The 14,867-nt window shown below is 34.4% G+C and carries 14 protein-coding genes; all 14 read left to right on the forward strand.

The annotated features are described in order from the left end of the window. Positions 1-53: 53 nt before the first annotated feature. A complete protein-coding gene (gene nusB / locus JOD29_RS01955) occupies positions 54-434 on the forward strand; it encodes a transcription antitermination factor NusB (protein ID WP_124761916.1) in 381 nt (126 codons plus the stop codon). A gap of 96 nt (positions 435-530) precedes the next feature. Continuing rightward, the gene (folD, locus tag JOD29_RS01960) at positions 531-1,397 is read left to right on the forward strand and encodes a bifunctional methylenetetrahydrofolate dehydrogenase/methenyltetrahydrofolate cyclohydrolase FolD (protein ID WP_124761914.1); all 867 of its coding nucleotides are present in this window, start codon (positions 531-533) and stop codon (positions 1,395-1,397) included. Between the two features lie 264 nt (positions 1,398-1,661). Then, a complete protein-coding gene (xseA, locus tag JOD29_RS01965) occupies positions 1,662-3,014 on the forward strand; it encodes an exodeoxyribonuclease VII large subunit (protein WP_124761912.1) in 1,353 nt (450 codons plus the stop codon). 8 nt (positions 3,015-3,022) lie between these two features. Further along, entirely contained in the window at positions 3,023-3,256 is a 234-nt protein-coding gene (gene xseB, locus JOD29_RS01970) for an exodeoxyribonuclease VII small subunit (RefSeq protein WP_124761910.1), read from the forward strand. Next, positions 3,256-4,137 carry a polyprenyl synthetase family protein gene (locus JOD29_RS01975; RefSeq protein ID WP_124761908.1) on the forward strand — a complete coding sequence of 294 codons (882 nt, stop codon included), beginning with the start codon at positions 3,256-3,258 and terminating at the stop codon, positions 4,135-4,137. The genes xseB and JOD29_RS01975 overlap by 1 nt, the downstream gene beginning before the upstream one ends. A gap of 196 nt (positions 4,138-4,333) precedes the next feature. After that, a complete protein-coding gene (dxs, locus tag JOD29_RS01980) occupies positions 4,334-6,235 on the forward strand; it encodes a 1-deoxy-D-xylulose-5-phosphate synthase (RefSeq protein WP_124761906.1) in 1,902 nt (633 codons plus the stop codon). Continuing rightward, positions 6,232-7,050 carry a TlyA family RNA methyltransferase gene (locus JOD29_RS01985; protein WP_124761904.1) on the forward strand — a complete coding sequence of 273 codons (819 nt, stop codon included), beginning with the start codon at positions 6,232-6,234 and terminating at the stop codon, positions 7,048-7,050. Before dxs ends, JOD29_RS01985 begins: the two co-directional genes overlap by 4 nt. 211 nt (positions 7,051-7,261) lie before the next feature. After that, positions 7,262-7,711 (forward strand): transcriptional regulator AhrC/ArgR, encoded by a 450-nt coding sequence (gene ahrC / locus JOD29_RS01990; RefSeq protein ID WP_124761902.1) that lies wholly within the window; start codon positions 7,262-7,264, stop codon positions 7,709-7,711. A 58-nt stretch (positions 7,712-7,769) separates the two neighbouring features. Further along, entirely contained in the window at positions 7,770-9,464 is a 1,695-nt protein-coding gene (gene recN, locus JOD29_RS01995) for a DNA repair protein RecN (protein WP_124761900.1), read from the forward strand. 220 nt (positions 9,465-9,684) lie between these two features. Next, on the forward strand, positions 9,685-10,632 hold the full coding sequence (locus tag JOD29_RS02000) for a SpoIVB peptidase S55 domain-containing protein (protein ID WP_124761898.1): 948 nt from the start codon (positions 9,685-9,687) through the stop codon (positions 10,630-10,632). A gap of 274 nt (positions 10,633-10,906) precedes the next feature. Beyond that, positions 10,907-11,698, forward strand: coding sequence for a sporulation transcription factor Spo0A (gene spo0A, locus JOD29_RS02005; protein WP_124761896.1), 792 nt, complete (start codon positions 10,907-10,909; stop codon positions 11,696-11,698). Between the two features lie 300 nt (positions 11,699-11,998). Next, positions 11,999-12,256: a phage holin gene (locus JOD29_RS02010; RefSeq protein ID WP_124761894.1), complete on the forward strand. Its 258-nt coding sequence runs from the start codon at positions 11,999-12,001 to the stop codon at positions 12,254-12,256. Positions 12,257-12,522: 266 nt separating this feature from the next. Further along, positions 12,523-14,091: a DUF342 domain-containing protein gene (locus JOD29_RS02015; protein WP_239585539.1), complete on the forward strand. Its 1,569-nt coding sequence runs from the start codon at positions 12,523-12,525 to the stop codon at positions 14,089-14,091. Further along, on the forward strand, positions 14,091-14,819 hold the full coding sequence (locus tag JOD29_RS02020; RefSeq protein WP_124761890.1) for a glycerophosphodiester phosphodiesterase: 729 nt from the start codon (positions 14,091-14,093) through the stop codon (positions 14,817-14,819). The genes JOD29_RS02015 and JOD29_RS02020 overlap by 1 nt, the downstream gene beginning before the upstream one ends. Positions 14,820-14,867: the final 48 nt, after the last annotated feature.

A 14,867-nucleotide genomic window follows, 5' to 3' on the forward strand; every position in this document is an offset into this window, starting at 1 on the left:
AGCTAAAATGTGTTATTATAGGAGTCAATGCTACTGAAGAAGGAGATTTTTACATGAAACGACATGAAGCGCGCCAAAAAGCGTTGCAAGTACTGTTTCAATTAGACAACATTGAATTAACTGTCAAAGAAGCAATCGAACACGTATTGGACGAAGAAGAATCCGATTCATTCTTTGAGGGGTTAGTTAACGGTACTATTGAAAAGAAAGAGGAAATCGATGCAGTACTTGCTGAAAAACTTGAAAATTGGTCACTCAGTCGATTACCAAAAATTGAAAGAACAGTATTACGACTAGCACTTTATGAATTACTTTACATGGAGGAGACTCCAAATCGAGTTGTTCTAAATGAAGCAATTGAGCTTTGCAAAACATTCGGTGATGAAAAGTCAAGTAAGTTTGTAAACGGTGTGCTATCAAAATTTACAGAGTAATATAATCCAAAACACTTGAGTAAGAATATGTACTTTGACTGTCATATGTTTTTCGATCTTGTGGCAGTCTGATTATTGGAAGGGGTCAGGAAAGACATGGCAAGTGGAATTATTAACGGAAAAGAAATTGGTCAAGAAATTAGAAAATCAGTTGAACACAGAGTAACCCATTTAAAAGAACAAGGAATTACTCCGGGATTAGCAGTAATTCTTGTTGGTGAAAATCCAGCTTCACAAACTTATGTTCGAAATAAACAAAAATCATGTGAAGCAATTGGCATTTTTTCTGAGTTAATAAAGTTACCTGCTGAAGTAACTGAAAATGAATTATTAGAACAAATCCGTTCATTAAATAGTCGTGAAGATATCCATGGTATCTTAGTTCAACTTCCTCTACCAAAACATATCAATGAAGACGAAGTTATAGCAACAATTTCACCAGAAAAAGATGTGGATGGCTTCTCTCCAGTAAGTGTAGGGAAAATGATGTTGGGTCAAGAGACATTCTTACCTTGTACTCCTTTTGGTGTAATGAAACTGCTAGAATATACAGGAATCGAAGTTGCCGGCAAACATGCGGTAGTTGTAGGGCGCAGTCATATTGTTGGAAAGCCAATGGGACAACTACTACTTCAAAAAGATGCAACTGTTACATATACGCATTCAAAAACAAAAGATTTACCAAGTATTACTAAACAGGCTGATATTCTAATTGCTGCAGTTGGCCGTCCTAATTTTATTACAAAAGAACATATAAAAGAAGGCGCAGTAGTTATTGATGTTGGTATTAATCGTGATGAAAACAATAAGTTAATTGGTGATGTAAACTATTCAGATGTTGATGGTACTGCATCATATATAACACCAGTCCCTGGCGGAGTAGGTCCTATGACAATTACGATGCTACTATTTAACACAGTACAATCTGCAGAGAAAGCATTAACTAAAGCTCAAGCTAAATAATAATTAAGTAATTTAGGAGCATTGCCATATTTCTTATAAGGCTCTGCTCCTCTAGTTGTTTATTGATTATCCAGTGGAGGTATCCAAAGAAAATAGGATATCTCCTTTTTTTAGTTAAGTTATGTTCAGCTTCAAACTATTTCTGTGCGAAATTTGAATAATAACCTACATTAAAGGTTTTTTCTTCTTGGTATTGGAGAGAAATGTTAAAATAAGTTTGTTGTAAACTTCATGAAAATATAATAGAAGGAGTCATATGTAAAAATGACAACGTCTTCTTATTTAACGGTAAAAGCGTTAACAAAATATATTAGAAGAAAGTTCGATGCTGATCCACATTTACGTGATGTTTTTGTAAAGGGTGAACTGTCGAATGTAAAAATACATAGTTCTGGGCATATTTACTTTACCTTAAAAGATGAAGGTGCCCGTATTACTGCAGCAATGTTTAGAGCAGACGCCCAAAAACTTAAATTTAAACCTGAAGAAGGAATGATGGTTTATATTCGGGGCTACGTCAATGTTTATGAATCTGCAGGAGCTTATCAACTATATGCACAAACAATGGAACCTGATGGAGTTGGTGGACTTTTTGTAGCCTTTAATCAATTAAAAGAAAAATTGCAACAAGAGGGTCTTTTTAATCCTAATTTTAAACAACAGATTCCATTGTTTCCGAAAACAGTGGGTGTTTTAACAGCAACTACTGGTGCAGCAATTCGAGATATTTGCACGACAGTTTCTAGACGATTCCCGCTTGCAGAAATTGTCATCTATCCAACTTTAGTACAAGGTCAAGGAGCTGCTTCCAATATTGCTAAAAACATTCAAATTGCAAACCATCAAGCAGATTGTGACGTTTTAATAGTTGGTCGCGGTGGGGGATCTATTGAAGATTTGTGGGCATTTAATGAAGAGATTGTTGCCCGGGCAATTTTTGAAAGTCGTATTCCGATTATCAGTGCAGTGGGACATGAAACAGATACAACGATTGCAGATTTTGTAGCGGATTTAAGGGCACCAACTCCAACTGCTGCAGCCGAATTAGCAGTTCCAAATCAGCAAGAATTATATCAAAGAATAATGATGAGTAAATCGCAGTTACATCAAATGATCACGGCCAAAATTAACTTTGAGCGTAGTCGGTTAAAAAAACTTCAAAGTGCATATCCATTAGCAACACCGGAAAGGCTTTACCGACCTTTTACGGAAAAATTAGTGCAACTTGATTTGCAAATAGAGCGAGCATCCAAGCTTTATTTAATGAAAAAATCAAACGATTTACATAAGCTTGATGCATCAATTAAACTTTATTCACCTAAAAATGCTCTAACTTATTACGGAAAACAGTTAAATCAAACAACAAATAATTTAACAAGAGCCGTTTTAACAGCACTTCAGCGTAATAAAGACACATTTTCTTCAAGAATCCGAACGCTTGAGGCACTTAATCCCCTGACAATAATGAACAGAGGATATACTGTAACATATAAAGAGGAAAAAGTAGTTAAATCTATTTCACAAATGTCGGTCGGTGATGAAGTTTCAATTCATTTTAATGATGGTGAAGCAAGTGCGACAATTAATAAAACGAAAGTAGAAAAGAAAGGGGAGTAGAGTAGCAGATGTCACAACAAACTTTTGCAGTTGCAATGTCCGAATTAGAAGAAATCGTACGTAAACTTGAGCAAGGAGATGTTCCTTTAGAGGAAGCCATTGATTTATATAAAAAAGGCATGGAGTTATCACAGTTTTGTCACGAGAAATTACAGAATGCAGAACAACAACTAATTTCAATTGTAAATGAAAATGGTGAAAAACAACCATTTGAACCTACAAACGGAGAGGGATCACTATAATGACAAACTTCAAACAATTCATAGATGCACAAGTGCCTAAAATAGAAAATGAACTTTATCACCAAGTAGGAAAAATTGAAGCACCAGAGCAACTGAAAGATTCCATGCTATATTCATTAAAAGCAGGTGGGAAAAGAATTCGCCCATTATTTGTATTAGCAGTTTGCGAAATGTTTAATAATAAACAACAAGAAGCTTATACAATTGGTGCTGCTGTGGAAATGATTCATACATATTCGTTAATCCATGATGACCTTCCTAGTATGGATAATGACGATTTACGCCGCGGAAAACCAACAAATCATAAAGTATATGGTGAGGCATTAGCGACTTTGGCAGGAGATGCGTTAAATACATTATGTTTTGGTCTGTTAGCTCGAATGGAAAATGTTCCAGCTGAAATTCGTCTAGAATTAATAAATCTAATGAGTATTGCCGCTGGAGCAGAAGGCATGGTCGGTGGGCAAGTTTTAGATATGGATGGAGAATCACGTCAGCTTAACTTAGCTGAACTTGAAAATGTTCATGTGAATAAAACAGGAGCATTACTTCGCTTTAGCATTGAGTCAGGTGCAGTTTTATCGAATGCAGAAAAAGATCAGCGCGATGCTTTAGTGGAATATGCACACCATGTTGGTTTAGCGTTCCAAATACAAGATGATATTTTAGATATTTTAGGAACTTCCGAGCAATTAGGGAAAACAGCAGGTAAAGACATAGAAAGCAATAAAAGCACATATCCAGCACTACTTACACTAGAAGGTGCGGGGCAAAAATTATCCGAACATTATGAACTAGCACTTGCTGCATTATCAAAAATACAACTTGACACGACATTATTACGTGAAATTACAGAGTATATTGTTCACCGTAATCATTAAAAAGAGATATATTACTTTTGTGTCAGGGTTTACACTGTTATAATAGTAAGATATTTAGAAATTAGACAAGTTTTCATCATTCAGTAAGACTCAAAGCAATATTGGTGAGTGGCAAAATTAGTAATGATTAGCTCTGTGGATGAATAAACAGTGTAATTTACGTTTAGTGAATAAAAATGAAAAGGTGTGTGAAGAGATGGATTTAAATAAAATTACTGGTCCATCCTTTTTAAAAAAATTAAATAGAAGAGAACTAGAAGCATTAGCACAAGAGATTCGAACATTTCTAATCGAAAAATGCTCTATTACTGGTGGGCATATTGGTCCGAACTTAGGTGTGGTCGAATTAACGATTGCTCTGCATCGTGTTTTTAACAGTCCTACTGATAAATTTTTATGGGATGTTGGACATCAAGCATATGTGCATAAAATTTTAACTGGCCGTGCAAGTATGTTTGATACTCTTCGCCAATTTAAAGGATTGAGTGGGTTCCCTAAAAGATGTGAGAGTGAACATGATGAATGGGAGACAGGCCATAGTTCTACATCTCTATCTGCTGCAATGGGTATGGCAATTGCCCGAGATGTCAAAGGGGATAAAAATTATGTTGTTCCAATTATCGGTGATGGTGCATTAACTGGTGGTATGGCCCTAGAAGCACTAAACCATATTGGTCATGAAAAAACGAACATGATTGTTATTTTAAATGATAATGAGATGTCGATTGCCCCGAATGTTGGTGCACTTCATAGTATTCTTGGTCGCCTTCGTACAGCAAAAGAGTACTCAAAGGCAAAAGAAGAACTTGAAGGATTAATGAAGAAAATTCCAGTACTCGGTGGGAAAATGGCTCAAACGGCAGAAAGAGTGAAAGACAGTTTAAAATATTTAGTTGTTTCTGGCGTCTTCTTTGAGGAAATGGGCTTTAAATATTTAGGACCAATAGATGGACATGACTTTGAGGCTTTAGAAAAAACACTAGAATATGCGAAAAAAGTAAATGGTCCAGTAATTGTACATGTGATTACCAAAAAGGGTAAAGGTTATAAACCTGCAGAGGAAGATACTGTAGGGACATGGCACGGTACGGGTCCATATAAAATGGAAACAGGTGCATTCCTAAAATCAAATGTGAAAGGTCCTGCTTGGAGTAGCCTTGTTTCGGAATCAGTGCGCAAACTAATGAAAAACGACAAGCGTATTGTTGCCATTACACCGGCAATGCCAGTTGGTTCTAAAATGGAAGGAATTCAAAAAGAATTTCCAAATCGTTTCTTCGATGTAGGGATTGCTGAACAACATGCCACAACGATGGCAGCAGGGTTAGCAACTCAAAATATGAAACCGTTCCTTGCGATTTACTCAACTTTCTTACAACGTGCTTATGATCAAGTATTACATGATATTGCACGTCCAAATTTGAATGTTTTTATTGGAATAGACCGAGCTGGTTTAGTAGGAGCAGATGGCGAAACACACCAAGGTGTATTCGATATCAATTTCTTACGCCATATTCCGAACATTGTCTTAATGATGCCAAAAGATGAAAATGAAGGGCAACATATGGTCAAAACTGCAATTGACTATAATGAGGGGCCTATTGCAATGCGATATCCACGTGGTAATGGCCTTGGTGTAGCGATGGATGAAGAAATGCATGCTCTTCCTATTGGTAGCTGGGAATTATTACGTGATGGACAAGATGCGGTTATTCTAACATTTGGAACTACAATTCCAATGGCCATGTCAGCCGCAGAGCAATTGGCATTAATAGGAATTGAAGTGAAAGTAGTGAATGCTCGTTTTATTAAACCGATGGATTATGAAATGTTGCATGATCTTATGGGGAAAAATATGCCGATTTTAACGATTGAAGAAGGTGTTCTTCAAGGCGGCTTTGGCAGTGCGGTGTTGGAATTTGCACATGAGCATGAATATCATCATGTAAAGATTGAACGGATGGGAATCCCAGATCAATTTATTGAACATGGTAGTGTAGATTTACTATTAGAAGAAATAAACTTAACAAAAAAAGATGCGGTTGCGCGTATACAAGAATTAGTGAGCACAAAAAAATTAGGAACGAAATCAGTATGACTAAACAACCAAAAGAACGTGTAGATATTTTACTTGTAGATAGAGGTTTGTGTGAGACAAGAGAGAAGGCCAAACGATCTATTATGGCAGGACTTGTTTATTCTAATGAAACACGAATTGATAAGGCTGGAGAAAAGATAGCAATCGATGCACCTCTTCAAGTAAAAGGAAATCAATTAAAATATGTATCCCGCGGTGGGTTGAAACTGGAAAAGGCATTAGAAGTTTTTGATGTGTCGGTTGAAGGTAAATTAATGTTAGATATCGGTTCATCCACAGGTGGTTTTACCGACTGTGCATTACAAAATGGAGCCAAGCATTGCTATGCATTAGATGTAGGTTCCAATCAACTTGCTTGGAAAATTCGCTCAGACGACCGTGTTACTGTGATGGAGAAAACAAATTTCCGTTATTCAAAACCGGAAGATTTTATTGAGGGTTTACCCGAATTTGCAACAATAGATGTTTCCTTTATATCATTGTCACTTATTTTACCGGTATTAAAAACGATTTTAATTCCCGGGGGAGATGTCATTGCACTAGTAAAACCTCAATTTGAAGCAGGGAAAGAAAAAGTGGGAAAAAAGGGGATTGTTCGAGATCCTAAAGTTCATTTAGAAGTTCTAGAAAAAACAGGGCAAATGGCTACAGAAGTGGGGTTTGTTGTAAAAGCCGCATCTTATTCTCCAATTACAGGTGGTGAAGGAAATATAGAGTTTTTATTTCACTTATGTAACCCAAAAGATGGAGAGCAAATTGAATCATTCTCCAATTTTAGGGAGATTGTGGATACAGCCCATAACGACTTAAAATAATTAATTAGTTTAAAAATGAATATTAAAAATTCACTTTTGAATATTTTACTTTAAAAAAATAACAATAATTCTAGCCTTAATTGTATTGAAATATCTAGCCTTTTTAACAATTAGAGGGTGTCTCTTCTTTCGAGATACCCTCTTTTTCTTGTGCTTTTAGGATGAAAGTGTTAGTATAAATATACATATTTATTCATAAGAGGTGAACGGGATGACAAAAGGGCAACGCCATATGAGAATTCGTGAATTAATCACAAATAATGAAATTGAAACACAAGATGAGCTAGTAGAACGCTTAAAGGATGCAGGATACAATGTAACTCAAGCAACTGTATCACGAGACATAAAAGAATTACACTTAGTAAAAGTTCCGTTACCTGATGGACGCTATAAATACAGTTTGCCTGCCGATCAGCGCTTCAATCCTTTACAGAAATTACAAAGATCTTTATCTGATGCTTTTGTAAGTATTGACGGTGTTGCTCACTTTTTAATGTTAAAATCACTACCGGGTAATGGGAATGCGATTGCAGTATTATTAGACCACTTAGAATGGAAAGAAATATTAGGTACACTTTCTGGTGACGACACGATATTAATTATTTGTCGTCGTGAAGAAGATCGTGAAATCGTAAAAGAACGAATTTTAGATTTACTATAAAATGGGTTAAAATCTACCGAAATTTTGGATAGATGACAATGATTAAGAGGTGTGTTGTTTGTTAAAAGAGATTAGTATACGTAACTTTGCAATAATCGATGACTTGACGGTAAATTTTTCTGAGGGTTTGACTGTTCTGACAGGTGAAACAGGTGCTGGAAAATCCATAATTATCGATGCAGTTCATCTGTTGGCAGGAGGACGTGCTTCACAAGAATTTATTCGGCATGGAGCAAAAAGGGCAGAATTGACGGGACTGTTTCAAATTAATAATGAACACCATCCTATACACAAAAAACTTTTGGACACAGGGATTGAAATCGAGGAAGATACGGTTATACTACGTCGTGACATCAATGAAAAAGGAAAAAGTGTATGTCGAGTAAATGGTAAGCTTGTCCCACTATCTATATTAAGAGAAATTGGTTCAACTTTAATTGATATACATGGACAGCATGAAAATCAAGAATTGATGGATGAAAAAAGACATATCAATATGCTTGATTACTTTGCAGCAAATCAACTAGCACCAGTTAAAGAAGCTTACAACGAAACCTTTGATTTATATAGAGAATTAAAAAAGGAAATTTCAACATTAAATATAGATGAACAGCGTACAGCACAACGAATAGATTTATATCAGTTCCAAATTAACGAACTAGAAGAAGCAAAATTAAAAGTTGGAGAAGAAGATGCTCTTCTTGATGAACGAAAACGTCTTTTAAACTTCCATAAAATTTTTGAACGCGCGAATGTTGCATATGAGTCCATTTCAGGCGAATTAAAAGGCCTCGATTGGGTTGGAGACGCAATGAGTGCACTAGATGATATCGTAGCACTCGATGAACAATTTAAAGATGCTTCAGAAGCAGTAAATTCTTCTTTTTATGCATTACAAGATTCAGCCCATCTTATTAAAAGCATTTTAGATGATCTTGAATTTGACCCTGAAAGGTTAAATGATGTTGAAAATCGTTTAGCCCTATATCAAACAATGAAGCGTAAATATGGGTCTACTGTGGAAGAGATCTTAACTTATTATGAGAAGATTCAAGAAGAATTAAAACAACTTTTAAATCGGGATGAATCAATTCAGCGTTATGAACAAGAATTAATTCAGTTAGAAAATAAGCTAGAAGAGTTATCTAATGAGTTAACAATCATACGTAAACAATGTGCAGTTAAATTAAGTGAAGCCATAATGACACAGCTTCGTGATTTACATATGGAAAAAGCCAAATTCATCGTAAATATTGAGCCATTAAAATCTTTTGATGTAAATGGAAAGGATTATGTGGCATTTTATATATCAACTAACGTAGGCGAGCCTCCAAAATCTTTACCTAAAATAGCTTCTGGTGGCGAATTATCGAGAATCATGCTTGGGTTAAAAACAATATTTTCTTCTTCAGTTGGAATCACTTCTATTATTTTTGACGAGGTTGATACCGGCGTTAGTGGTCGTGTTGCCCAAGCAATTGCAGAAAAAATAGCAGCAATTTCAATTCAATCACAAGTTCTTTGTATTTCACATCTACCGCAAGTTGCAGCAATGGCAGACCATCACTATTTTATTAAAAAGAAAGTCGAAGATAATCGTACATACACCACTGTTAAAGACATTGATATGGATGAACGAATTGTTGAAGTAAGTAGAATGATGAGTGGTGCTGAAATTACAGATTTAACATTGCAGCATGCAAAGGAATTAATTGATTTAGCTTATTTGCGAAAAAGTGAAATGAAAATTTAAATTTTATAAATAATATGGAAATCGCCGACAAATACTAAATATATGGATTTGTCGGCAATTTTTTTTCCTTTTGAATAAAAACCTTGTACAAAATTCAGTATTATCAATAACATGACCTTTTTTTTGCAAATGATTTTTAATATAACGACAAATATTTACCTCTCATTAATGATGTGAAATTGACACATAGTAATGTTACTAAATCTGAAGGAGGTGGACTATGAAATGCCATTCGCGTAATTTGTTGACGTTATTGTTGCTAACTGTTTTTCTTTTAACCCCAACTACATTTGCTGCCGCTAAAAAATTAATACCAATGGGTGAATCGATCGGAATACAGTTAGAATTACCATTTGTTTATGTAGCACATGATGTATTACTCCCAAATGGACAATGGCTCAAAAAAGGGGATATTATAACTGAAGTAAACAGTGAACCAATTAATTCTGTAGAAAAAGTCGAACAAAATTTATCTGGGAATCAATTGACGTTTACAATTGAGCAGAAATCTCAACCCCGTGAAATTAAACTTACGAATGAACAAGCAAATAACATCCTCCCTTTTTTAAAGGATGAAACAGATGGCATTGGAACGTTAACATTTATCGATCCGGAGTCAAACCAATATGGTGCACTTGGCCATCAAATAGTTGATGGTGTTTTGAACGAACCACCAGAATTTACTACTGGCTCTATCTTTTTAGCATCTATTGAACAAATCAAAAAAAGTACGCCAGGCCAACCAGGTTATAAAATTTCAGTAATTGATAAAGATAACATTCGACTTGGTAATGTCAAATCAAATGAGTTGTACGGTATTTTTGGAAATTGGGAAACCAATATAAGTGAAAGTTTACGTGAACCTATTGATATTATGCAGGAAGATGAAATGAAATTGGGTAAAGCAGAACTCTTTACTGCAATTGAAGGCTCTGAAGTCGAAGCGTTTGAAATAGAACTCACTAAAATAGAAGAGAATTTTCTGCAATTTGTTGTAACGGATAAAGAACTATTAGAGAAAACGGGCGGCATTTTACAAGGGATGAGCGGTAGTCCAATTATTCAGAATGGGAAATTTGTTGGTGCTGTCACGCACATGTTTGTTGAACAGCCTTCTAAAGGAGCAGCAATTTCCGTAACCGAAATGTTAAAAAAATCACCTAATTAAGGAATAAAAGACTACACTTTGAAAAGGGTGTAGTCTTTTATTCATTTTTTTATTAAAATAAGGTAATCGTAATAAAGTCTTAATAAGACTATAGCTAATTTTGTCGATAAAGAAGTTATTTGTGTTACTACTGAATTATTTTTAATATTTAGAAAGGTTTTTCAATTGATATGTCGAAAATATCTTTGTCGAGGTGTAAAAAAACTGTGGCAATTATGGTTAACACATACAAATAAGTAGAATTCTAGATTTTAAAATAAAAGGGGGAATTTTTTTGGCGAAAGTAAAAGTGGCAATTGCCGATGATAACAGAGATTTAGTGAGAACAATGGAGGAATATTTTGAAGGTCATTCTGAAATTGAAGTAGTAAGTACAGCTCCAAATGGTAAATTGTGTCTTAAAATGCTAGAAGAACATCACCCAGATGTTTTACTTTTGGATATTATCATGCCACATTTAGATGGCTTAGGTGTTTTAGAGGCAATGTATAGAGATGGTCAGTTCTCAAATACTCAAGTCATCATGTTAACTGCATTTGGACAAGAAGATGTCATGAAACAAGCTGTAACATATGGTGCATCATATTTTATGCTTAAGCCTTTTGAATTCGATCAATTAGTGCAAAAAATATTACATTGTGCTGGACAAAAAACGGAAGCTCCAAAACGTCAAAGTATACTACAACCTGAAGTTTCAGCAAAAGTTAATCAACGTCAGCTTGACACGACAATTACTGCAATCATAAAAGAAATTGGTGTACCTGCACATATCAAGGGGTACTCTTATTTAAGAGAAGCCATTCAAATGGTTTACTATGATATCGAATTATTAGGTTCGGTAACGAAAATTCTGTACCCAGAAATCGCTAAAAAATTCGGGACAACTCCTTCACGTGTGGAACGTGCAATTCGTCACGCAATTGAAGTTGCTTGGAATCGTGGAAACTATGAATCTATTTCACAAATGTTTGGTTACACAGTCCATCATTTAAAATCAAAACCAACAAACTCAGAGTTCATCGCGATGATCGCTGACAAAATTCGTATTGAACTTGTTGCTTCTTAAACGTTAGTATCACAAATTTGAATCTTTATAGTTATGAATTTTTTATAGAAAAGCAGTTTTATATTGCCCTTTCAGCAATATTATTTAAAAAAGGCCATATTTTTAAATGAAAAGTGTACTTAATCTTTGAAAACGAAGATTAAGTACACTTTTTTGTTGAAAAATAATAATTAAAAATTATTAAACTATATTCCTAAAGTAATAGGCTATCTTTCTAAATATCTATTGTTTGTTACGAATAGAATAAGTCAAATGCTAATATTTTAAGCATTTTACTAATAATGGTGGAGGTGAATTTATTTGAATATTAACTGGAAAGTTCGATTACAACATCGTCAATTTTGGCTTTCTATCATTTCTTTGCTTATAATTTTAGCAAATCAAGTTGGCGCACTATTTGGGTATGACATTACCTTAATTAGTGAACAGGTTGAAGAAATTTTAGGAACAGTATTAATGATTTTTGTAATGGCAGGGATTATTGTCGACCCTACAACTGAGGGTTTGTCTGATAGTAAGCAGGCCTTGACCTATAAGAAACCAAAATCGAAAAAATAAAAAAATATAAATTACATTTTCAAAAATGCCTATTAAAGAAGAATTCGTGTAAATCTGTAAATATAGAACTAGCCAAACCTCACAGCTCGTTTTGAGGTGAAACGAAAACTGGGGCTGAGACTTTATCTATGGACTAGCGAATTCTTTCTTTTTTAAAGAACTTTAATAGTATAAGTTAATTACATATAATGACTATGCAATAAAGAATACTAATCGATTATTAACCATTTGGTATACTAAATTAATGTAGGGGGTGTTCCTAGGTGATGATTTTTACTAATCAGTTTGTAAAGTTGACAGAAAGTGATGAGAAAGTATACATACAAACCTTGAAGAAAGGACTAGCATTAAAAGAGTTTGAGATCATTTTAAGACAATACCCAAGAATAAAACTATCTCATTTTGCATTACTAAAAAAATCACTATTAAACGAAATGGATCAACCTGTACAAATTGGTGAATGGTTACCTGTTTGTGAAATCGATATTTCAAAAGATGGAATGTCAGCTTATATCATTGTCCATGAAACGAATAATACAATCCAAAATAATATTGAAACTATAAAGAAACTAATTAAGGATGTCCTTAAGGAAAATCACGTAATACATGGTATTAAAGAACTCGATGTAGTCAGTTTAATAACTGGTAAACCATACGAAATAGCTGTTGGCACACAACCTGTAAAGGGTAATGACGCAAAAGTAGAGTATTTAGAAATTCCAGAACGTAAACCAATTATTAGGGATGATGGACGAGCAGATTTTTTTGATATGAATTTTATTTTTGAGATTAAGGAAGGTGCTTGGTTAGGCGAAAAAACACCTGCCAGTGAAGGGATAGAAGGAATTAATATATTTGGAAATCCAGTAGCTGCTCCTCCAGGTAAAGATGTATCAATTAAATTTGATCCACACTCAGCTTATGAAGTTGAAGAAGATGGTAAAGTTGTAATTCGTGCAAAAACAACTGGTGTCGTTGAACATCGCCAAGGATTAATTTCAGTAAACAGGCATTTACCCATTATAGGGGATGTTGGAATTGAAACCGGAAATATTCAATTTGACGGTTCAATTTCTATCCGTGGAACGGTACAAAATGGTTACTCAGTGACAGCAAATGGCGATATTTCGATTGAAGGAATAGATGGGGTAACAGGTGCTAAATTAATTCAGTCTATAGAAGGTGACATATATATTCGTGGAGGGATTTTCGGAAATAACGAAACGCAAGTAATTGCGGGTGGAAATATTTTTGTGAAACATGTAAATGATGCGAACTTATCCGCAGGAAATGAAATAATTATAGGTTCTTACTCTCTAGGTTCAAATCTTGAGGCCGCAAAAATTCTAGTTGATGAACGGAAAGGAAAAATCATTGGTGGAAAAGCTGTTGCGTTAAATACAATTGTCACAGCAATTGCAGGCAATCATTTAGAGAGAAGAACAGAATTAATTATTAATAATTCAGATAAGAAAAAAGCACTTGAAGTTATTCAAAAAAAAGCAGCAAACTTAAAAATAATTCATGAAGAGATCATTCAATTGTCAACTCATCTCAATCCATTAATACAATATAAAGAACAGCTTACAGGGCAACAACTTGCTGTAGTTGATGAAAAAATATTATACTTAAACGATTTAAAGAAAAGTGCTGAAAAATTAGATCAAGAAATTAAGCATTTAATGCAGGGCTATCAACAGGTTGGGAAAGAGAAAATAGTTGTAAGGAAGGAAGCTTTCCCCGGTACTTTTATTGACATTGGGTTTAAATCTTCTCATTTAACGAAAAAGCAGAAAGGTACATTCCTTATAGAGTTTGGAGAGTTGAATGTTTAATGAATCAAAATATTCCTATTTTTGCACACCGTGGTGCATCTGCCTATGCAGTGGAGAACTCCTTTAAAGCATTTTTAAAAGCAAAACAGCTCGGTGCTAATGGAATTGAGCTCGATGTACAATGTACGGAAGATGGAGTTTTAGTTGTATTTCATGATTTAAATTTGTTTCGACTTACAGGAGTGAGTAAATTTATTACAGATTGTACGGAAGAGGAATTGAAAAAGTATCCAATAGGTAAGCCAATCTTAAGAAAATTTTCATCTCAGAGAATTCCGAATTTGTTAGAAGTAGTTGAATGGGCAAATACAAATCAATTTCCACTCAATATTGAACTGAAAGAATCGTTAGAAACAAATAGGGAACTTTTAAAAGATTTGTTATATAAATTGACATTACCAAAGGGAAGTCATTTTTCTTCTTTTCATGAAGAATTACTTAAAGAAGTTAAAATACAACGACCGGAATTTGAAACGGCAATTTTAGTAACAAAAAAATTTAATTGGAACAATTTATCAACTTATTCATATATCGACTCAGTTCACGCACATAAAAGGTATTACAAAGAGCAATATTTACAGCAATGTGAAGATGCAAAAAAAGGTATCCGTTTTTATTCAATAGATGGAATGGAACCCTTTTTATTCGAAGCACATTCATCTGTCATTGGTTGGATTACAGATTATCCAGATCGCCTAGTAAAAATACAGAAAAAACTACAAAAATAAGACGTTCAACTACAGGAAAACTTGTCCCTGAGATTGAACGTCTATTTA

Origin of the sequence: Lysinibacillus composti (assembly GCF_016908465.1) — a bacterium.
Lineage (GTDB): Bacteria > Bacillota > Bacilli > Bacillales_A > Planococcaceae > Ureibacillus > Ureibacillus composti_A.

Coding starts and splice junctions, on each gene's coding strand:
- nusB (WP_124761916.1), top strand. CDS start 54: ATGAAACGACATGAAGCGCGCCAAAAAGCGTTGCAAGTACTGTTTCAA.
- folD (WP_124761914.1), top strand. CDS start 531: ATGGCAAGTGGAATTATTAACGGAAAAGAAATTGGTCAAGAAATTAGA.
- xseA (WP_124761912.1), top strand. CDS start 1,662: ATGACAACGTCTTCTTATTTAACGGTAAAAGCGTTAACAAAATATATT.
- xseB (WP_124761910.1), top strand. CDS start 3,023: ATGTCACAACAAACTTTTGCAGTTGCAATGTCCGAATTAGAAGAAATC.
- JOD29_RS01975 (WP_124761908.1), top strand. CDS start 3,256: ATGACAAACTTCAAACAATTCATAGATGCACAAGTGCCTAAAATAGAA.
- dxs (WP_124761906.1), top strand. CDS start 4,334: ATGGATTTAAATAAAATTACTGGTCCATCCTTTTTAAAAAAATTAAAT.
- JOD29_RS01985 (WP_124761904.1), top strand. CDS start 6,232: ATGACTAAACAACCAAAAGAACGTGTAGATATTTTACTTGTAGATAGA.
- ahrC (WP_124761902.1), top strand. CDS start 7,262: ATGACAAAAGGGCAACGCCATATGAGAATTCGTGAATTAATCACAAAT.
- JOD29_RS02000 (WP_124761898.1), top strand. CDS start 9,685: ATGAAATGCCATTCGCGTAATTTGTTGACGTTATTGTTGCTAACTGTT.
- JOD29_RS02015 (WP_239585539.1), top strand. CDS start 12,523: ATGATTTTTACTAATCAGTTTGTAAAGTTGACAGAAAGTGATGAGAAA.
- JOD29_RS02020 (WP_124761890.1), top strand. CDS start 14,091: ATGAATCAAAATATTCCTATTTTTGCACACCGTGGTGCATCTGCCTAT.